Source organism: Streptomyces sp. NPDC001536 (assembly GCF_042894505.1).
Classification (GTDB): Bacteria; Actinomycetota; Actinomycetes; order Streptomycetales; family Streptomycetaceae; genus Streptomyces.
The window spans coordinates 157,330-175,852 of record NZ_JBIAVQ010000013.1; the positions used below are offsets into that span (position 1 = coordinate 157,330).

Here is an 18,523-nt window from a genome sequence, read left to right on the forward strand (position 1 = left end):
TTGAGCACGCAAAAGGGAGAGCCCGATGTCAGCTGCCGAGGGTCCGCTCGTCGTCGGCGTGGACACGTCCACGCAGTCCACCAAGGCCCTGGTCGTCGACGCGTCGACCGGAAGGGTGGTGGCGAGCGGACAGGCCTCGCACACCGTCTCCTCCGGGGCGGGGCGCGAGAGCGACCCGAGTCAGTGGTGGGACGCGCTGTGCGAGGCCCTGCGCCAGTGCGGTGACGCGGCCCGCGAGGCCGCCGCCGTCTCGATCGGCGGACAGCAGCACGGCCTCGTCACGCTGGACGCGCAGGGCGAGCCGGTGCGCCCCGCCCTGCTGTGGAACGACGTGCGCTCCGCGCCGCAGGCCGCGCGGCTCATCGAGGAGCTGGGCGGACCGAAGGCCTGGGCGGAGCGCACCGGCAGTGTGCCGGGCCCGTCCTTCACGGTCACGAAGTGGGCGTGGCTCGCCGAGCACGAGCCGGACGCGATCCGCGCGACCAAGGCGGTGCGCCTCCCGCACGACTACCTCACCGAGCGCCTCACGGGCCAGGGCACGACCGACCGCGGCGACGCCTCCGGCACCGGCTGGTGGGCGTCGGCGACCGAGGCGTACGACGACGAGACCCTGGCGCACATCGGGCTCGACCCGGCCCTGCTGCCCCGCGTGGTCCGGCCGGGCGAGGTCGCCGGGACCGTGCGCGACCGCCACGACCTGCCGTTCTCCAAGGGCACCCTGGTCGCCCCGGGCACCGGCGACAACGCGGCCGCCGCGCTGGGCCTCGGACTGCGTCCCGGCACCCCCGTGCTGAGCCTGGGCACGTCGGGCACGGTGTACGCGGTCGCCAAGCGGCGTCCCGCGGACCCGACCGGCACCGTGGCGGGCTTCGCCGACGCGCACGGCGACTGGCTGCCGCTGGCCTGCACCCTGAACTGCACGCTCGCCGTCGACCGCGTCGCCGCCCTGCTCGGCCTCGACCGGGAGGCCGTGGAGCCGGCCACCGGTGTCACGCTCCTGCCCTACCTGGACGGCGAGCGCACCCCCGCGCTGCCGGGCGCCTCCGGGCTGCTGCACGGCCTGCGCCACGACACCACCGGCGGCCAGCTCCTCCAGGCCGCCTACGACGGTGCCGTGCACGCGCTGCTCGGCGCGCTCGACCTGGTCCTCGACGAGGACGCGGACCGCTCGGCCCCGCTGCTGCTGATCGGCGGCGGCGCCCGGGGCCGGGCCTGGCAGGAGACCGTACGCCGGCTCTCGGGGCGTCCCGTGCAGATCCCCGAGGCCAAGGAGCTCGTCGCGCTCGGCGCGGCCGCCCAGGCGGCGGGCCTGCTGACCGGCGAGGACCCGGCCGCGGTCGCCCGGCGCTGGAACACGACCGCCGGACCGGTGCTGGAGGCCGTGGAGCGGGACGAGGCGACCATGGCGAGGATCTCCGGGGTACTCTCCGACGCGGCTCCGCTGCTGGACAGGCCGACGGGGACCGGCTGAGACCTCCGCCGCCGGGAAGGCGGACGGCGGCCCCTCCCGGGCCTCGCCCACCGAGGCGGCCGCTGCCCGACCGGCTCACGGAGAACCGTTTCGACCAAGAGGACTGACGGAGGCATGACCGCACCGCTGCACGACGCCCACCCGGCCGGACCGGGGCGCGCGCTGCCCGACACCCAGCAGGGCATGCGCCGCCGCAACCTGGCCCGGGTGATGCACACCGTCAGCGCCGAGGGACCGCTCTCCCGTGCCGCCGTCGCCTCGCGGATCGGGCTGACCCGTGCGGCCGTGTCGACTCTCGTCGACGAACTCATACGCTCGGGCCTGCTCGAAGAGCTCGGCCCCGAGCGCCCCGGCCGGGTGGGCCGCCCCGGGTCGGCGCTCGCGGTCAGCGCGCACGGTCCCGCCGGGATCGGCGCCGAGGTCGGCGTCGACCACCTCGCGGTCTGCGCGGTCGACCTGCGCGGCCAGGTGCGGGCCCGGGCCGTCCGCCACGGTGCGAACCGCGGCCGCTCCCCCGCGCCGGTCATCGAGGAACTCACCGAGCTGATCGACCGGGTCGTCGCCGAGGCGGCGGGCGAGGGCCTGTGGCCTGCGGGGCTCGCCGTGGCCGTGCCCGGTCTGGTGGCGCGCGACGACCGCACGGTGGTGCGCGCCCCGAACCTCGACTGGCACGACACGGACCTCGGTGCGCTGCTGCCCACGGCGTTCCCGCTGACCGTGGACAACGAGGCCAACTTCGGCGCCCTCGCCGAACTCTGGCTAGGCGACGGCACCCCGCTCGACTTCCTGCATGTGTCGGCGGAGATCGGCATCGGCGCGGCCGTCGTCGTGGCCGGCGGTCTGCTGCGCGGGACGCGCGGCTTCGCGGGCGAGCTGGGACATGTGCCGGTGGAACCGGAGGGGCCGCAGTGCCCGTGCGGTGGGCGTGGCTGCCTGGAGCAGTACGCCGGTGAGGAGGCGGTGCTGCGTGCGGCCGGTCTGGAGCCGGGGGGCGACCGGGTCGGGCTGCTCGCAACGCGTGCCGCCGAAGGGGACGAGGCCGTACGCCTTGCCCTGCGGGACGCGGGGCGGGCGCTCGGCGTCGCGCTGACCGGGGCGGTCAATCTGCTGGACCCCGAGAACGTGGTGCTGGGCGGTGAGCTGTCCGGGCTCGCACCGTGGCTGCTGCCCTCGCTGGAGGCCGAGCTGGCCCGGCGGACGGCGGGACCGCCGTGTCCGGTGTCCGTGTCGCGGCTGGGTCCCGAGGGGCCGTTGCTGGGGGCCGCGCACTCGGTGGTTCGGGCCGTCCTCGACGATCCCGCGGCTGTGGCCGAACGCGCCTGATCCCAGGGCGACTTCGATCCGGTCCGCTCACCTCGTTCACTCGGCCGAGTGAGCGGGTTCTCCACAGGTCGCGGGCCGTCCACCGAAACACACTGCGCCCTTCTGCCCAACCTGCCAGCGCCGTACCGTGATTCACGCGAGTCGCTCAGCCGGTGCGGCATCCGCCTCCCGTGGTGCTGATCGTCCTGATACGACGCCACCTGGGACGCACGGCCGAAACGACCCGCGTCCCTGACGACCCGCGCCCATGTCGAGGACCCCTCCCCCATCGGCCTTCGCAGAACGGAGCAGTGCAGCATGAGCGACCCCCGGATGCTGACCGTGCGGCCCGAACCGGGCGAGTACGCCTGGACGTTCGGCGGTGCGCCGCCCGTGGCGCGTATCGCGCCCGGCACGGTCCTCGACCTGTACACCGAGGACTGCTTTGCCGGACGGGTGCGGTCCGAGAAGGACCTGGTGTCCGAGGTGTGCGAGTTCCCGTTCCTGAACCCTCAGACCGGCCCGTTCCACATCGAGGGCGCCGAGCCGGGCGACACCGTCGCCGTGCACTTCGTGTCGATCGAGCCGGCCCGGGACTGGGCCGCGTCCACCACCGTCCCCCTCTTCGGCGCGCTCACCTCGACCCCCACCACGGCCACCCTCCAACCGCCCCTCCCCGAGACCGTGTGGATCTGGCAGCTGGACCGGACCCGCCGCACGGCCCTGTTCCGGGCACACGACAGCGACTTCGAGGCCGAGCTGCCCATGGACCCGATGCACGGCACCGTGGGCGTGGCCCCCGCCAACCTGGAGGTCCGCTCGGCACTGGTGCCCGACGCGCACGGCGGGAACATGGACACCCCGGAGATGCGGGCCGGCGTCACCTGCTACCTCGGGGTGAACGTCGAGGGCGCGCTGCTCAGCCTCGGCGACGGACACGCCCGGCAGGGCGAGGGCGAGACCTGCGGGGTGGCCGTCGAGTGCGCGATGAACACCGTGGTGATCGTGGAGCTGCTGAAGGGGATCGCGACGCCCTGGCCGCGCATCGAGTCGGACACCCACATCATCTCGACGGGGTCGGCGCGCCCGCTGGAGGACGCGTTCCGGATATCCCAGCTCGACCTGGTGCGGTGGCTGGTGCGCGACTACGGGTTCAGCGAGCTGGACGCGTACCAGTTCGCGACCCAGGCCGTCGAATCGCCGCTGGCCAATGTGTGCGACACCAACTACACGTGCGTGGCGAAGATCCGCAAGGAGTGGCTGCCCGCGCGGGAGACGCACCGTGGTCTGCACGCGCGGCTGAGGGAGATCGCGGCAACCGTCCGGGCCTGAGCCGCGTCTCGATCAACACCGCACCACCGAAAGGCGATCGTCCATGGAACGGGCAAGACCGCTGCCGAGCAGGCGACGGCTCCTGAAGGGCGCCGCCCTGGCCACCGTCCCGTACGCACTGCTGCCGGAGGCACGCGCCGGAGCCGAGACCCACCCCGTCGACCACCCGCTCGCCGAGTGGCAGCCGGCGACCTCCGCCAACTACACCTCGGCGGACCGCCCGACGAGCCACCCGGTCGACCTCGTGATCATCCATGTGACGCAGACGACCTACCGCAAGACCCTGGGAGTCTTCCGCAGCCCCGAGAAGCAGGTCTCCGCCCACTATGTGGTCCGTTCCCGGGACGGCAACATCGCGCAGTGCGTCCGCGAGGCCGACATCGCGTGGCACGCGGGGAACTGGGACTACAACACACGCAGTATCGGCATCGAGCACGAAGGGTGGGTGGACCGCCCCGCCTACTTCACCGACGTCCTGTACGCACAGTCGGCACGGCTGACGGCCGACATCTGCGCCAAGTACGCGATACCGAAGGACCGATCGCACATCATCGCGCACTACGAAGTGCCGGGTTCGGACCACACCGATCCCGGGCCGCACTGGGACTGGGAGCGCTATATGAGGCTGGTCGAGCGCGCCGGGCAGTGACGTCGTTCGGGTGACGCCGGTCGAAAAGGTTGTCCGCGCGCGTACCGGGAGTGACGATGTCTCCAGCCGCAACGCCGTTCGGGGAGGCCGAGTTGACCGATCCGTGGGTGGCCCTGGAGCCGGGGGCCGACCCCGCCGAGCGTGCGCGGATGCTGCGCCGCGCGCACGAGACGTTCACCGAGGCCGGTACCGTGCCGCGGCCGGTGCGACCGGTGGTGGCGGATTCGTGGCGGCGATCCGCTCGGGCCGGTGTCGGGCCCGACGGGAGCGCGAGCGTCGAGCTCATGGAGGGTGACCTCGGTGTCTACCGGGCCGAGCATCCGCTGGCCCGGGTGATGCCGCTCTTCCGTGAACTGCTGGGCACCTTCGCGGCCGACGGGGAGCATCTGCTCGCGGTGTGCGACGCGCACGGCCGGCTCCTGTGGGTCGAGGGGCACGCCTCGACCCGGCGGCAGGCGGGGCTGATGAACTTCGTGCCGGGGGCGCGGTGGGCGGAGACGGCGGTCGGGACCAACGCTCCGGGCACGGCGGTCGCCCTGGACCGGCCGGTGCAGGTGTTCGCCGCCGAGCACTTCATCCGGCGGGTGCAGCCGTGGACCTGCGCGGCGGCGCCGGTGCACGACCCCCGTACCGGGCGGGTGCTGGGTGCCGTGGACATCACCGGCGGTGACGGGCTGGCGCATCCGCACAGTCTGGGCTTCGTCCAGGCGGTCGCGCGGGCCGCGGAGTCCCATCTGGCGTTGCTCGCCCCGGAAATGCCCGCGGCCGACCTGCCCGAACTGACCGCGCTGGGCCGTGACGAGGCGCAACTGCTCACCGGAGGCCGCCGGATCAGGCTCAGCCGCCGGCACAGCGAGCTCATGGTGCTGCTGTCCCGCCATCCGGAGGGCCTGACCGGCGACGAGCTGCTGTGCGCGCTGTACGAGGACGAGTCGGTGACGCCGGTGACGCTGCGCGCCGAACTGGCCCGGCTGCGCAGAGTCCTCGGCCTCGGTCTGCTGGCCTCGCGTCCCTACCGGCTCACCGTGCCGGTCGAGTCCGACGTGTCGGTCGTCGAGCGGCGGCTGGAGACGGGCGCGGTCACGGCGGCGGCGACGGCGTACTCCGGTCCGCTGCTGCCCGCTTCCCAGGCCCCGTCGGTGGTGCGCCTGAGGCACCGTCTCGCCGACGGCCTCCGTACGGCGCTGATCGCCCGCCGCGACCCGGACCTGCTGGCGGACTGGGCGCACGCACCGTGGGGCGAGGACGACTTCGACGTATGGCGGGCCCTGGCCGCGGCCCGTCCGACGGCGGCGGTGCGCTCGCGCCTGGCGGCACTGGAAGCGGAGCTGACGGCACCGGGCGCACGGCACCGGGGAGCAGCGGCACCGTAGACGCGCCGACTGCCCTGCCCCTGAAGCCGACGACGGCAACGTAGTTGCAACGTCCCCGTCCCTAGCCTCGCGCAGAGAGCTGCCCAACGGCGGGCAGCGCTGCTCCAGGGAGGCACACCGGCATGACCCGTTACGCGGCGCCCGGAACCGAGGGCGCGATCGTCTCCTACCAGGCGCGCTACGACCACTTCATCGGCGGCGAGTACGTACCGCCGGCCCGTGGGCAGTACTTCGAGAACCCGTCGCCGGTGAACGGGCAGCCGTTCACCGAGATCGCGCGCGGTACGGCGGAGGACGTGGAGCGGGCGCTCGACGCGGCACACGCGGCCGCCCCGGCCTGGGGCCGTAGGTCGGTGACCGAGCGCTCCGACATCCTGCTGAAGATCGCCGACCGTATGGAGGCGTATCTGGAGCCGCTGGCCGTCGCGGAGAGCTGGGAGAACGGCAAGCCGGTGCGCGAGACGCTGGCGGCCGACATCCCGCTCGCCATCGACCACTTCCGCTACTTCGCGGGGGCGATCCGCGCCCAGGAGGGCTCCCTCGGCGAGGTCGACGACGACACGGTGGCGTACCACTTCCACGAACCGCTCGGCGTGGTCGCGCAGATCATCCCGTGGAACTTCCCGATCCTGATGGCGGTGTGGAAGCTGGCCCCCGCCCTCGCCGCGGGCAACGCGGTCGTCATCAAGCCGGCCGAACAGACCCCGGCGTCCATCCACTACTGGATGAGCCTGATCGCCGACCTGCTGCCGCCGGGCGTGGTGAACATCGTCAACGGCTTCGGCGTGGAGGCGGGCAAGCCGCTCGCGTCCAGCGCGCGGGTCGCGAAGGTGGCCTTCACCGGCGAGACCACGACGGGGCGGCTGATCATGCAGTACGCCTCGGAGAACATCAAGCCGGTCACGCTGGAGCTCGGCGGCAAGTCGCCCAACATCTTCTTCGACGACGTCTGGGCCAAGGACGACGACTTCCGCGACAAGGCCCTCGAAGGCTTCACGATGTTCGCCCTCAACCAGGGCGAGGTCTGCACCTGTCCGTCCCGGGCCCTGGTCCAGCGCGGCCACTACGCCGAGTTCCTTCAGGCGGCGGTCGCCCGCACCGAACTGATCAAGCCGGGCCACCCCCTCGACACCGACACGATGATCGGCGCCCAGGCCTCCAACGACCAGCTGGAGAAGATCCTCTCCTACCTCGACATCGGCCGCCAGGAAGGCGCGAAGATCCTCACCGGCGGCCAGCGCATCGAGTACGACGGAGAGTTGAAGGGCGGCTACTACGTCCAGCCGACGATCTTCGAGGGCGACAACCGCATGCGGATCTTCCAGGAGGAGATCTTCGGACCCGTCGTCTCCGTCGCGTCCTTCGACGACTTCGACGACGCCGTCAAAATCGCGAACGACACCCTGTACGGCCTCGGCGCCGGCGTCTGGACCCGCGACATCAACACCGCCTACCGCGCCGGCCGCGCCATCCAGGCGGGCCGCGTCTGGACCAACTGCTACCACGCGTACCCCGCTCACGCGGCGTTCGGGGGGTACAAGCAGTCCGGGATCGGGCGTGAGACGCACAAGATGATGCTGGACCACTATCAGCAGACCAAGAACCTTCTTGTTTCCTACAGCCCGAGGAAACTCGGGTTCTTCTAGAGCCGGCACCGGACGCACCACGGGCCCATCACCGAGCGTGCCGCACGAGGATCAGCGACAGTTCCATGGGAGCGGCGAGGATGCCCGCGCTGAAACCGGCCTGGAGGACGATGAGTTCGGTGAGGAACTGCGCCGCGGTAGGAGTCGGGCCGTGGCCGGCCGGCCAGCCGCGCACCGGCGTAGCCTTCCTGTCCCTCGTCCAGGCACCGAGGGCCACCACCAGCAGGATGAACCCCGTCGACACACCGGGGAGGTGGCCGGTCAGTACGGTCACGCCCGTCACCACGAAGAAGGCCGGGACCAGGGCACGTCCCGCCCGCTCGACCCGGACCGTCACCGAGGCCCGGGTCCCGGCCTCCTCGGCGGGCATCGCGAAGCCGACCGACGCCGCGCCGAGGGTCGCGGTCACGCGGCTGCGGCGCGCGGTCGAGGCCGTCATGAGCAACGACGAGGACAGCCGCGACGCGGCGATGGCCGCGTTCCAGGAAGTACACGGCCACGTGGGCGAGTTGGTGGCCCGCCTGGAGGCGCGCATCGCGGTTCCGCTGATCTTCGCCAGGCTCCGGGGCCTGGCCCTCGACGGCGAGCCGGCCTACCGCCCGTCCGCCGTCTCCCGCGCCCTGTCCTGCCTGCCTGCCTGCCTGCCGGTGACCTTCGAACCGGCGACGAACGAAATCGTAGGCTGATCACCATGAAAGTCCTTGCGCTGTGCGGAAGTCTGCGATCGGGCTCGCTCAACGCGGCCGTACTGCGGTCGGCTGCCGATCTGTTCGTGGAGCCGTGGGAGATCACCATCGAGCCGGACCTCGGCCGGCTGCCCTTCTTCAACGCGGACGTGGAGGAGAACGACCTCCCCGAGATCGTCGCGGAGCTGCGCGCCCGGCTCGGCGCCTCGGACGGCCTGCTGATCGCCACCCCCGAGTACGCCCACGGCACCTCGGGCGTCCTGAAGAACGCGCTGGAGTGGCTGGTGGGCGGCGGTGAGATGGCCGACAAGCCGGTGGCCCTGGTGAGCGCGTCGCCCGCCGTCACCGGCGGCGACCGGGCTCGTGCCTGGCTCACCGAGACCCTCACCGTGATGGGTGCGAACGTCCTCCCGGACGGCCTGCGCATCCCCCAGGCCACCCGCAAGGTGACGGACGGCCGCCTCGCGGACGAGCCCACCCTGGCAGCCCTACGGCACCTGCTCGACGACCTCGCCCAGGCGGTGACGCGCGCCCGGGAGGAGAGCGACGCATTCGCGTCCTGAGCTCGGGGTGCTGACTCCGCGGATGTCGAGCAGCGGCCCCGGGAGCGCTGACACCGGGTGAGGGGCGCCTGCCGGAGAAAGTTCTCCCGGCAGGCGCCCCTCGCCTCACTTCTCGTCCCGCAGCCGGGCCGCCAGGGAGGCGAGTTCCTCGGTCTCCTCGGTGTGGCCCAGGGCGGTCAGGTGGGAGACGGCCGTGTCGAGGCGGGTGAGGGCGGGGGCGGGGCGTTCCAGGTAGAGGCCCTCTACCGCGGCCGCGAGGCGGACGCACTCGGCCCATTCGCCGGCGTCGTCGTCCCGTCCCGGTTCGCCGAGCAGGGCGAGGGCCTTGTCGAGGGCGGTCAGGGCGGTCTCGTACTCGCCGGCGTAGGCGTTGACCCGGCCGTGCTCGTAGGCCAGGGCGGTGTCCAGGGAGCGGCCCTGGGCCTCGTACGCGGCGGCGCGCGCCTCGTCGGCGACGCGGCCCGCGTCGGTGAGGAAGGCGAGCGCGTCGGTCAGGCCGTCGGGCCCCTGCTGCTGGGCCTGGAGGCGGGCCAGTTCGCGCAGGGAGTTGCTGAGGTGCTCGAAGCGCGGGGCCCGGGCGTGCGCGGCGAGTGCCTGGTCCGCGACCTCGCGGGCCCGCTCGAACTCGCCGGACTCGCCGAGGAGTACGGCGGTCTCCGCGGCGATCATGGCGTGGCTCCCCGGGTCGTCGTCCCAGCCGGCCGACTCGGCGGCCAGGGTGATGAACTCGGCCGTGGCGGCCTTGAGGTCCTCCCCCGTGTGCAGCGCGCGGGCGCGGGTCAGGCGCAGCTGAGCGACGATCCGGTCGTCCAGCTCCCCGGTGGTGACGTCCGGTTCGGCCAGCAGGGAGTCGAGCAGCGCGATGCAGTCCTCGACACGGCCCAGGTCGAGACTGAGCTGGGCCGCGTTGCTGTAGGTGCAGAACGCGTCCGTCCGGCTGCCGCGGCGCAGTTCCAGTTCCGCGGAGCGCGTCAGATGCCGCAGTGCCTCGTCGTGGCGGCCCAGGTACATGCAGGCCTGGGCCACGTCCCCGTGGAGGCGGGCGGTGTCGGCCGTGGCGGCGGGCCAGTCGGCGGCCAGTCGCAGGGCCTCGGACAGGTCCGCGTGCGCGGCCTGCGCGTCCCGGAGGCCGAACTGGAACCGGCCGCGCAGTCCGAGTGTGCGGGGCAGGTGCCAGGCGGGGCCCCGCGTCCTCAACCGGTCGATCAGCGCGTCGATCTCGGTGACCGCGGTGGGCAGGTCGCCGGAGATGGCGTGGGTACTGGCCCGCAGCAGCATGGCTCCGGAGATCTGCCCGTCGAGGTCGTGCCGGGTGGCGAACGCGTGCAGCTCGTCCACCTCCGCGAAGACCGGCGCGACATGTTCCTCACTACCCGAGGTCTGAACACGCAGCGCGAGCGCGGTCGCCCGCAGCCGCAGCATGCGGGCCTCCTGGTACGGCGCGAGTTCGGGCGTCTCCTCGTGGAGGCGGACAATGGACGCGTGCGTGGCGGTCAGCAGGGCGGCCTTCGCCTCGGCTCCGCCGGCTGTCTCCGCCTCGGCTTCGCCGACTGTCTCCGCCTCGGCTCCACCGGCGCTCTCCGCCTCGGCTCCACCGGCGCCCCCCGCCGCGCCTCCGCCGGCGCCCTCCGCCTCGCCCTCGCCGGCGCCCCCGTCAGCGCTCTCCCCAGGGATCTCGGCCGTCGCGAGCAGCGCGCAGGCGCGGGCCAGCGCCGCGTGCCCCGGCAGTCCGGCGTCGTCGTACAGGGCCGCGGCCTCCTCATGGAGGGCGGCGGCGTCGGCGAACTCGTCCTTCTCGCCCGCCCGGTTCGCCTCGTCGGCCAGCAGGTCCGCGCGCAGGCGCAGGAGCGAGCCCACGGCCGGGTCGTCGGGATGGGTGTAGTCGCGGGCGGCCACGAGCGTGCGCAGCCGCGCCCAGCAGGCCTGTGCGTCCGGGTGCCCCTCCTCCTCCGCCGTGCGTGCCTTGAGGATGAGTTCGGGCAGTGCCTCGGGGACGGCGGCGGCCGTACGGGCGGCGGGGGCGGTGACCGGGGCGGCCGGGGCGGCGTCGTCGAGGCTGCGGGGGCGCAGGGTCAGTTCCAGCGCGTTCAGGAGCGGGGCCTGGTCGAGTCGGGCCCTGCGGAGGTCGGCGTGGGCCGTGGTTCCGTTGCGGGCGTCGAAGCGGGCGGCGAGGTCGTCGGCGCGCTTGCGGACCTCGGCGCGCAGGGAGGACACCGTCCAGGTGCGGCCCGCGTGTCCGACGGTGGGCAGCTCGCCGTGGCCGAGGAGTTCGACGCGCTGGAGGAGGACCTCCACACCGGTGAGGAAGCCGAACTGGTCCAGCGGCGAGTCGACCTCGTCGAACAGGTTCCGGTTCTCGGCGAGCAGTTCCAGACCGCGGGCCTCGTTGCCGGTGAGCGCGCAGAACTCCAGGTGCCGGCCGACCTCCTCGGACATCGAGGGGTTGCGGCGGCAGGCGCGGTAGCCGACGAGGTGCAGTTCGCGGGCCCGGTCGGTGCGGCCGGTGCGCAGCAGGGGCAGCAGCGCGTACGAGGCGGAGCGGGCCGGCTCCTCCTTGCAGGACTCCTTCCCGGCCAGGACGGGCTCCCAGGCGCGCAGGGCCCGCTCGTCGTCGCCCGCCCTGAGGTGGTATCGGGCGCGCTGGCAGATCTCGCAGGCCTCGCAGTCGCTGAGCCGGGTGCGGGTGCGGCCCGCCCACAACTCGTAGGCGAGGGCGGTGTCCTCGCCGACATGGACGGCGAGCTGGTACGCCTGTCCGTAGTAGGGCTGAAGGCCCAGGTCGGCCTTCTCGTAGCGGTCGCGCATCTCCGTCAGCCACTGGCGCAGGCTGGTCAGGGGTATCTCGGGCAGCTGCCGCAGGGCGTGGGCCACCCACTTGAACCGCCAGAACAGCATGTGGCGCAGGCGCTCGTCGAAGAGGTCGGGCTGCTCGTCGAAGAGGGTGAGCAGCCGTGCGAAGACGACGGGCGACTTCCGGGGTTCGGAGCCGTAGGTGTACGCCTCCTGGAGTTCGAGGAGGGCGTGGATGAGGGCGGCGGGGTCCTCGAACTGCTCGGCGGCGTCGACGAGTTCCTCTGCGGTGACGGTGCGGGTGCGGCCGTAGGGGCGCCGGTCGTTCTCCTGGAGCGCCTGGAACAGCTCATCGGTGGTCTGGGGTGCGGTCGGCATCGTCAGCTGTCCTTGCGGAGGGCGTGGGCGAGGAGGTCGAGGAAAGAGCGGTTGATCAGGCTCGACTCGGCGGGCCTGAGCGGGCGCCGGGAGAGCATCGCGGCCTGTCCGTACAGGGCTTCGGCGCTGGTGCGGGCCAGCTCGGGCTCGTCGATGGACACGGCGGTGCGGACCAGCGGGTTGAGCTGGTTGAGGATCAGCTGGGCGCGCGGTGCCTCCTGGCGCAGGGCGCCGAGGATGTCGCCCCACAGACCGCCCTCCTGCTCACGGGCGAGCTGGGAGCGGGTGCGCTCGTGCCGGGCCTCGCGGCTGTCCACCAGCAGGGCTGGGGCGGAGGCGGGCTGGAAGGTGCGCAGCGCGACATCGCAGTCGAAGACGGAGAGGGCGTCGCGGGCCTGGGCGAGATAGGCCGCGGCGGCCAGTTCCGTCTCCCGGTCGACGGGGTCGAGATGGGCGGTGAGGGTCGCCGGGTCGAGGTCGGCGACGCTCGCCTCGGGCCTGATCTCGGGCAGCCTGTGGACCAGTTCACGGTCGTAGGTGTAGCCGCCGTTGACGACGCCCAGTCCGGCCGCCGAGGCGATCGCCGCGACCTGGCGGAACTCCTCCACGCTGGAGGTGACGAGCACCGTCCGGTGGGTGCGCGCGAACTCGTCGAGGGTGCAGTGCCCGTCGGTGGTCTCGAACGGCAGCCAGGGCAGCAGCATCCGCAGGATCTCGTCGTCGTGCACGGCCAGCGACTTCACGGCCAGGTGGTGGGCCTGGAGGAAGCGGTGCAGCAGGTCCGGGTCGCTGGCGGCGGCCCGGGCGATCCACGCGCGCAGCCGCTCGGCGAGGGCGTCACGGACGGCCGCGAGCGTGTCGTCCTCGTACAGGGACTCGCGGGACGCCGTCGGGCGCAGGCTCTCGGCGTCGACGACACACCGGACGAAGAAGGCCCACTCGGGCAGGATCTCCTCGGCCTGCTCGGACAGCAGCATGCCCTTGACGTGCACGCGGTGGCCATGGCGGCGCCCGGCCGGCACCGCCTCGGGCAGCACGCACGCGATGCCCTTCAGACCGACGGCCGGCAGGTCCAGTTCGATGGTGTCCAGCGGCGTGAAGCCGAAGACCTCCTCGCCGTAGGCGGCCAGGGCGCGGGAGCGGGCTCCCGGGGTGGGGTACGTGCGCGCCCAGGGCGCGGGCTCGGGGTTGATGGACGCGCCCGGGCCGCCCGTGCCTCCCGTGCCGTCGTCGAAGGTCACCGGGTGGCGCAGCAGGGAGCCGAAGTGCCGGGCCAGCGCGTGTACTTGGGCCGGGCGGGTCCACTCGCCCGCGTCGGCGCGCGGCGTCAGCGTGACGGTGGTGCCGGGCCGGGGGCGGGCGGAGGCGGGCAGCGTACGCACGGTGTAGCTGCCGTCGCCGCGTCCCCGCCACTCCACGGCGGGGGCGTCCGGGGTGCGGGCGGAGCGGCTCAGGACGTGGATCTCGTCGGCGACCAGGAAGCAGGAGAGCAGGCCGATGCCGAACTGGCCGATGAAGTCCGCGCGTTGCTCGGCGATCCGCTCGGCACGCTTGCTGCTGCGGCCGATGGTGGCGAGGAAGGTGTGGACGTCGTCCTCGGTGAGACCGACGCCGTCGTCCTCGACACGTATGACGGAGCCGTCGGCGTACAGCCGGATGCCGAAGGCGCCCTGGGGCTCGACGGCGTGCCGTGCGGTGAGGGCGTCGACCGCGTTCTGCAGGAGTTCACGCAGGTAGACGCGAGGGCTGGAGTAGAGGTGGTGGGAGAGGAGGTCCACCAGGCCGCGGAGGTCGACCTGGAAGGTGCGGTCGGTGGCGTCTTGGTGGGCGGAGGTGTCGCGCAGGGGCATGAATCAGTCCGGGGTGAGGGGAACGAACGGCAGGGGTGGGCGGTGGTCCGCGGTGGCCGGTGGCTCAGAAGGCCTTGCGGAAGCGCGCGTACGCCTTCTCGGGATCCGACATGAAGGTCCACGGCCACCGGGTGATCACACCGTTCAGCTCGCGGAAGACATTCGAGGCCTTGCTGCTGCCCGCCAGCGAGAGGGCCATGGCGAAGATGTTGTAGTCGCCCTGCCAGCCCAGGCCGCGCTCGTAGGCGTGGTGCAGGATGCTGCGTTCCGCGGCCTCTCTCAACTCGGTCCGGATCCGCGGCTGTTGCAGGCAGTCGCGGTCGTCGGACTCCACCCAGTCCTCGATGTGCGCCATCGCGATGACACAGCCGAGCCGGTGCCCGTCGGGCGCGGCGGCGAAGGCCTTCCGGGCGAACTCCAGGGCCTGGCCCGGCTCTCCGCCCCAGCGGGGCTGCAGATGCGACACCCACTCCAGATGGATGTCCAGGTTCAGCGGATCACGGCGCAGACCGGCCGCGAGCCGGGCGTCCTGGACGCTGTCGTCGACGGACATGCCGCGTCCCGAGGTGAGCAGATGGCGCCACGGTGTGACCCAGTCGGGCCGCAGCTCGGCGGCCTCCAGCAGGTGATCCTCGGCGATGCGCAGCCGCTCGTAGAAGGTCTGCCACTGCTCGCGGCTGACGTCCACGGCACGGGCGGACGTGCGCGCCTCCCAGCCCCAGGAGACATGGCGCGCACCCGATATCAGCAGTGCGGTCGCCCGGAGCTCCTTGTCGTCCTTGTCCTCCTCTGCGGCCCGGACGATCCACTCCTCCACACCGTCCACATCGGTCAGTTGCCCCAGGACCGCCTGCTCGCGGCCGAGGTCGAAGGGGGCGAGCGCCGCCTTGACCGCCGTCCAGTCGCCCGCGTCGGCCGCCTCGACCAGCGCGAGCACCCGCGCGTCCCCCAGCGCGCGCAGCGCGTACGTCCCGTGCTTCTGCTTGCGCGGGGGAAGGGCATGCGAATGCGCCGCCGGTCTCTCCGTGTTTCTCCCGAACAGCTTGCCCAACATGCCGCACCCTCCCCTGGTCCCGCGTGATCGTGAGGGGCAGCATAAACGGCCCCACCGACACCACTTCCACAGGGTTTTCACCGCCGCTCCACGGCGCCGGGAGCGGTCGGCCGCCGCTGCCGAACGGCCTCCTCCGGTAAGGGTGCGGGGCATCGTGACCAGCGAAGTCGGTGCGATCGGCTGCCCGGCCGCGCCCCAGTCTGTATAACTGTGAAAAAATCACCCATACGGCATCAAAGGAGAATCCTCGTGAGCAGCCCTGCCGACGAGCTCGGCTACCGGGGCCTGCGGCTCGACCGCACCGGCCAGGCCGAGGCCTTCGACGCCATCGGCGACCGCTACGACGAGGCCTTCCCGCACAAGGAGGGCCAGGTCGCGTCCGCCGAGTGGCTCATCAGGTCCCTGCCCGCCGGGTCACGCGTGCTGGACCTGGGCTGCGGCACCGGGATCCCGACCGCCCGCCAGCTGGCGGAGGGCGGCCTGGACGTCGTCGGGGTCGACCTGTCGGACCGGATGGTCACGCTCGCCCGACAGCAGGTGCCCACCGGGACGTTCCACCGTGCCGACATCGCTGACCTGCGGCCCGACGGCCCCCGGGACCTCGGCCGCTTCGACGCGGTCGCGGCCTTCTTCTCCCTGCTCATGCTGCCGCGTGCCGAGATCCCCCTCGCCGTGCGGACCATCCACCACCTGCTCGTACCGGGCGGTCTGTTCGCGCTGTCGATGGTCGAGGCGGACGTGGACGACTTCTCGATCCCGTTCATCGGCAGCACCATCCGGGTCTCCGGCTACCTCCGGGACGAGCTGCGCGAGGTCGTGGAGGCGGAGGGCTTCGAGATCGCCGAGGAGTCCACGTTCTCGTACGCTCCCGCGTCCGTGGACGTGCCGCCCGAGGTGCAGATCTTCCTGCGCTGCCGACGGCGTGACTGACAGCTTCTGATCAGCCCGCCCCGCGCGGGCCCGCACGGCCGGAAGGACACGCGTGACGAAGCAGCCCGGAGCCGATGGCGGCGCCGGCGGGCAGTCGGCCGGTGTGCACGAGCCGTCCGGTGCCCCGCGCCGACCCGATCACGCCACGCCGCCCGCGAAGTCCGGCAAGGCACACGCGGCCACGGGCTCCGAGAAGGGCGGTACGGCACGCGCGGCCACGGGCGAGAAGGGCGGCAAGGCACCCCCGCCCACAGTCCCCGACAAAGGCGGCAAGGCACCCGCACCCGCAGGCCCCGAGAAGGGCGCCGCCGCCATGCGCCCGCCACCCCCCGAAGCACCCGCCGGACGCCCGCTCGCCTCCGAGCCGCAGACCGACCGGCTCCGCTACCTCGATGCGGCCACCCGCCAGATCGCCCGCGGCATGAACCTCGACGAGACGCTGGACGAACTGTGCCGGGCCGCCGTCCCGGCCTTCGCCGACACGGCGTTCGTCCATCTGTACACGCCGCTTCCGGTGGGCGACGAGTCCGACGCGGACCCCGGTGTTCTGCGGCTGCACACCACGGCCCCGGCCCCGACGGCCCGCACGATCCAGGCCGCCGAGGTCGTCCGCCCGGCCGACGGCGATCTGCTCGCCAAACTGCTCCAGGCCGGACGGCCGGTGTTCGGGAACACTCCGGGTCTGCGTTCCGTGGTGGCCGAGCTGCTGGGCGTGGCGAACGCGCCGGGCGCGGTGCCGCCCGGACGGCGGCTGATCATCGCTCCGCTGCACGGCCGTAGCCATGTCATGGGAAGCGTCGTCCTCATCCGCGGGCCCGGACGGCCGGATTTCACCTACGACGATCTCCTCGTCGCCTCCCAGCTCGCCACCCACACCGCGCTCGGCATCCACAAGGCGGTGCTCTACGCGCGCGAGGCGGCCGTCGCGGACACCTTGCAGCGCACCATGCTCCCGGCGTCCCTGCCCGAGCCGGCCGGAGTCACGCTGGCCAGCCGCTATCTGCCGTCCTCACGGACCGCGCAGGTCGGCGGCGACTGGTACGACGCGATCCCGCTGCCGGGCAACCGTGTGGCCCTGGTCATCGGCGACGTGATGGGGCATTCCATGACCTCGGCCGCGATCATGGGCCAGCTGCGCACCACCGTGCAGACCCTGGCCGGGCTCGACCTCTCCCCCGACGAGATCCTGCACCACCTCGACGAGCAGGCGGAACGGCTGGGCAGCGAGCACACGGCGACCTGTCTGTACGCGATGTACGACCCGGTGCTGCACCGGCTGCTGATGTCCAACGCCGGCCACCTGCCGCCCGTGCTCCTGCTTCCCGACGGCAGCACGGAGGTCGTACAGGTGCCGCCCGGGGCGCCGATCGGTGTCGGTGGCGGCGGCTTCGAGTCCGTCGAGATGCACGCACCGGCCGGCGCGACCCTGCTGCTGTACACCGACGGTCTGGTGGAGTCCCGGAACGCGGATGTGATGACCGGGGTGGAGCTGCTGTGCGGACGGCTGCGGGCGGGCGCCTCGGGGGCCACGGCCGTGACGCTGGAGGACCTGTGCGACCAGGCGCTCGGCACGCTGGGGGCGGGTGACCGGGACGACGACATCGCGCTGCTCGCCGCCCGCTTCGAGGGGATCCTGCCGGACACCGTCGCGTACTGGTATCTGGCCCCGCGTCCGCAGACCGCCTCTCAGGCCCGGCGGCTGACCCGCAGGACGCTGCGCCAATGGGGCCTGGAGTCCCTGCTGGAGTCCACCGAGCTCCTGGTCAGCGAGGTGGTGGCGAACGCCGTACGGTTCGCGAGCCGGCCGATCACCCTGCGGCTGCTGCGCACCGACGTGCTCCGCTGCGAGGTGAAGGACGACTCGACGGTGGTGCCGAGGATGCGGCACGCGCGGCTGAGCGACGAGGGCGGCCGGGGTCTGTTCCTGGTCGACCAGCTGGCGGAGCGCTGGGGGGCGACCAGGGTGAGCACGGGCAAGGTGGTCTGGTTCGAGCTGCCGCTACCCGGCGGCCGCGACCTCGGCTGATCCCCCGTCGGCTGCGGGCGCGTCGCCCCCGTCCTCGTTCCCGCTCCCGTCCTCGCGCTGCTTCTTCAGAGCCAGTTCCTTGGCCGTCTTCTCCGAGTGCAGCCGCATCTCGGCCTCGGTCCGCAGGTCGAACATCATTACCTCCCTGTCGCTTGAAGATTCAACATTGGCTCGCCGAACGGGGTCGAGTCACCGTCACATTGCGGTCGCACACAGGTAATTGACACGGCGTTCACCTCTGCGTCGGTTCGCACGTCAGCTGCTGACCTGGCGCGGCGTGAGCGCGGTCTCGACGGACCGCACGCCTTCGAGGGCGCCGATCTTCTCGCTCAGACAGGCGTGGAGCTCGCCGGTTCCGGACGATCCGCTCCCGGCTTCCGCCGGAAGCTCGACGCCCCACGGCACGACAATACCCCCTGGGGTATCTCTGTTACCGTGGGAGTCAGATACCCCGGGGGGTAATTTTCTACGAA

At 72.6% G+C, this 18,523-nt stretch carries 16 protein-coding genes; 10 read left to right on the forward strand and 6 right to left on the reverse strand.

All coding sequences use genetic code 11. The annotated features are described in order from the left end of the window. The first annotated feature begins 25 nt into the window (after positions 1–25). The 6 genes from xylB (at position 26) to ACFY0U_RS31780 (ending at position 7,773) form a co-directional block, all read left to right on the forward strand. On the forward strand, positions 26–1,471 hold the full coding sequence (gene xylB, locus ACFY0U_RS31755) for a xylulokinase (protein ID WP_388641671.1): 1,446 nt from the start codon (positions 26–28) through the stop codon (positions 1,469–1,471). Between the two features lie 114 nt (positions 1,472–1,585). After that, positions 1,586–2,794: an ROK family protein gene (locus ACFY0U_RS31760; protein ID WP_388641673.1), complete on the forward strand. Its 1,209-nt coding sequence runs from the start codon at positions 1,586–1,588 to the stop codon at positions 2,792–2,794. Positions 2,795–3,091: 297 nt separating this feature from the next. After that, the gene (locus tag ACFY0U_RS31765) at positions 3,092–4,105 is read left to right on the forward strand and encodes an acetamidase/formamidase family protein (RefSeq protein WP_388641674.1); all 1,014 of its coding nucleotides are present in this window, start codon (positions 3,092–3,094) and stop codon (positions 4,103–4,105) included. Positions 4,106–4,148: 43 nt separating this feature from the next. Then, positions 4,149–4,754 carry an N-acetylmuramoyl-L-alanine amidase gene (locus ACFY0U_RS31770; RefSeq protein WP_388641676.1) on the forward strand — a complete coding sequence of 202 codons (606 nt, stop codon included), beginning with the start codon at positions 4,149–4,151 and terminating at the stop codon, positions 4,752–4,754. A gap of 56 nt (positions 4,755–4,810) precedes the next feature. Next, positions 4,811–6,127: a GAF domain-containing protein gene (locus ACFY0U_RS31775; protein WP_388641678.1), complete on the forward strand. Its 1,317-nt coding sequence runs from the start codon at positions 4,811–4,813 to the stop codon at positions 6,125–6,127. 122 nt (positions 6,128–6,249) lie between these two features. Beyond that, a complete protein-coding gene (locus ACFY0U_RS31780; protein ID WP_388641680.1) occupies positions 6,250–7,773 on the forward strand; it encodes an aldehyde dehydrogenase family protein in 1,524 nt (507 codons plus the stop codon). 28 nt (positions 7,774–7,801) lie between these two features. Here the strand turns inward: ACFY0U_RS31780 and ACFY0U_RS31785 are convergent, their stop codons facing one another. Further along, on the reverse strand, positions 7,802–8,212 hold the full coding sequence (locus ACFY0U_RS31785) for a hypothetical protein (RefSeq protein WP_388641682.1): 411 nt from the start codon (positions 8,210–8,212) through the stop codon (positions 7,802–7,804). Here ACFY0U_RS31785 and ACFY0U_RS31790 point away from each other — a divergent pair. Next, a complete protein-coding gene (locus ACFY0U_RS31790) occupies positions 8,211–8,459 on the forward strand; it encodes a hypothetical protein (protein WP_388641684.1) in 249 nt (82 codons plus the stop codon). The genes ACFY0U_RS31785 and ACFY0U_RS31790 overlap by 2 nt on opposite strands. Positions 8,460–8,464: 5 nt before the next feature. After that, positions 8,465–9,022, forward strand: a complete 558-nt coding sequence (locus tag ACFY0U_RS31795; protein ID WP_388641686.1) for an NADPH-dependent FMN reductase — start codon at positions 8,465–8,467, stop codon at positions 9,020–9,022. A 105-nt stretch (positions 9,023–9,127) separates the two neighbouring features. Here ACFY0U_RS31795 and ACFY0U_RS31800 read toward each other — a convergent pair whose 3' ends face one another. The 3 genes from ACFY0U_RS31800 to ACFY0U_RS31810 all read right to left on the reverse strand — a co-directional run bounded on the left by ACFY0U_RS31800 (position 9,128) and on the right by ACFY0U_RS31810 (position 15,094). Next, positions 9,128–12,190, reverse strand: coding sequence for a hypothetical protein (locus ACFY0U_RS31800; RefSeq protein WP_388641688.1), 3,063 nt, complete (start codon positions 12,188–12,190; stop codon positions 9,128–9,130). Positions 12,191–12,192: 2 nt separating this feature from the next. Further along, the gene (locus ACFY0U_RS31805) at positions 12,193–14,040 is read right to left on the reverse strand and encodes an HSP90 family protein (RefSeq protein ID WP_388641689.1); all 1,848 of its coding nucleotides are present in this window, start codon (positions 14,038–14,040) and stop codon (positions 12,193–12,195) included. A gap of 64 nt (positions 14,041–14,104) precedes the next feature. Next, complete coding sequence (locus ACFY0U_RS31810) at positions 14,105–15,094, reverse strand: hypothetical protein (RefSeq protein WP_388641690.1); 990 nt, start codon at positions 15,092–15,094, stop codon at positions 14,105–14,107. Between the two features lie 249 nt (positions 15,095–15,343). On the opposite strand from ACFY0U_RS31810, the gene ACFY0U_RS31815 reads away from it, so the two are divergent. Beyond that, positions 15,344–16,024, forward strand: coding sequence for a class I SAM-dependent DNA methyltransferase (locus ACFY0U_RS31815; protein WP_388641692.1), 681 nt, complete (start codon positions 15,344–15,346; stop codon positions 16,022–16,024). 313 nt (positions 16,025–16,337) lie between these two features. Continuing rightward, positions 16,338–18,050 carry a SpoIIE family protein phosphatase gene (locus ACFY0U_RS31820; protein WP_388641909.1) on the forward strand — a complete coding sequence of 571 codons (1,713 nt, stop codon included), beginning with the start codon at positions 16,338–16,340 and terminating at the stop codon, positions 18,048–18,050. Here ACFY0U_RS31820 and ACFY0U_RS31825 read toward each other — a convergent pair. Both ACFY0U_RS31825 and ACFY0U_RS31830 read right to left on the reverse strand, forming a co-directional pair. Beyond that, a complete protein-coding gene (locus ACFY0U_RS31825) occupies positions 18,024–18,185 on the reverse strand; it encodes a hypothetical protein (protein WP_388641693.1) in 162 nt (53 codons plus the stop codon). The genes ACFY0U_RS31820 and ACFY0U_RS31825 overlap by 27 nt on opposite strands. Before the next feature lie 120 nt (positions 18,186–18,305). Further along, positions 18,306–18,455, reverse strand: a complete 150-nt coding sequence (locus tag ACFY0U_RS31830; protein WP_388641695.1) for a hypothetical protein — start codon at positions 18,453–18,455, stop codon at positions 18,306–18,308. Positions 18,456–18,523: the final 68 nt, after the last annotated feature.

Coding starts and splice junctions, on each gene's coding strand:
- xylB (WP_388641671.1), top strand. CDS start 26: ATGTCAGCTGCCGAGGGTCCGCTCGTCGTCGGCGTGGACACGTCCACG.
- ACFY0U_RS31810 (WP_388641690.1), bottom strand. CDS start 15,094: ATGTTGGGCAAGCTGTTCGGGAGAAACACGGAGAGACCGGCGGCGCAT.
- ACFY0U_RS31820 (WP_388641909.1), top strand. CDS start 16,338: ATGCGCCCGCCACCCCCCGAAGCACCCGCCGGACGCCCGCTCGCCTCC.
- ACFY0U_RS31770 (WP_388641676.1), top strand. CDS start 4,149: ATGGAACGGGCAAGACCGCTGCCGAGCAGGCGACGGCTCCTGAAGGGC.
- ACFY0U_RS31780 (WP_388641680.1), top strand. CDS start 6,250: ATGACCCGTTACGCGGCGCCCGGAACCGAGGGCGCGATCGTCTCCTAC.
- ACFY0U_RS31760 (WP_388641673.1), top strand. CDS start 1,586: ATGACCGCACCGCTGCACGACGCCCACCCGGCCGGACCGGGGCGCGCG.
- ACFY0U_RS31790 (WP_388641684.1), top strand. CDS start 8,211: ATGAGCAACGACGAGGACAGCCGCGACGCGGCGATGGCCGCGTTCCAG.
- ACFY0U_RS31775 (WP_388641678.1), top strand. CDS start 4,811: ATGTCTCCAGCCGCAACGCCGTTCGGGGAGGCCGAGTTGACCGATCCG.
- ACFY0U_RS31795 (WP_388641686.1), top strand. CDS start 8,465: ATGAAAGTCCTTGCGCTGTGCGGAAGTCTGCGATCGGGCTCGCTCAAC.
- ACFY0U_RS31800 (WP_388641688.1), bottom strand. CDS start 12,190: ATGCCGACCGCACCCCAGACCACCGATGAGCTGTTCCAGGCGCTCCAG.
- ACFY0U_RS31825 (WP_388641693.1), bottom strand. CDS start 18,185: ATGTTCGACCTGCGGACCGAGGCCGAGATGCGGCTGCACTCGGAGAAG.
- ACFY0U_RS31785 (WP_388641682.1), bottom strand. CDS start 8,212: ATGACGGCCTCGACCGCGCGCCGCAGCCGCGTGACCGCGACCCTCGGC.
- ACFY0U_RS31805 (WP_388641689.1), bottom strand. CDS start 14,040: ATGCCCCTGCGCGACACCTCCGCCCACCAAGACGCCACCGACCGCACC.
- ACFY0U_RS31765 (WP_388641674.1), top strand. CDS start 3,092: ATGAGCGACCCCCGGATGCTGACCGTGCGGCCCGAACCGGGCGAGTAC.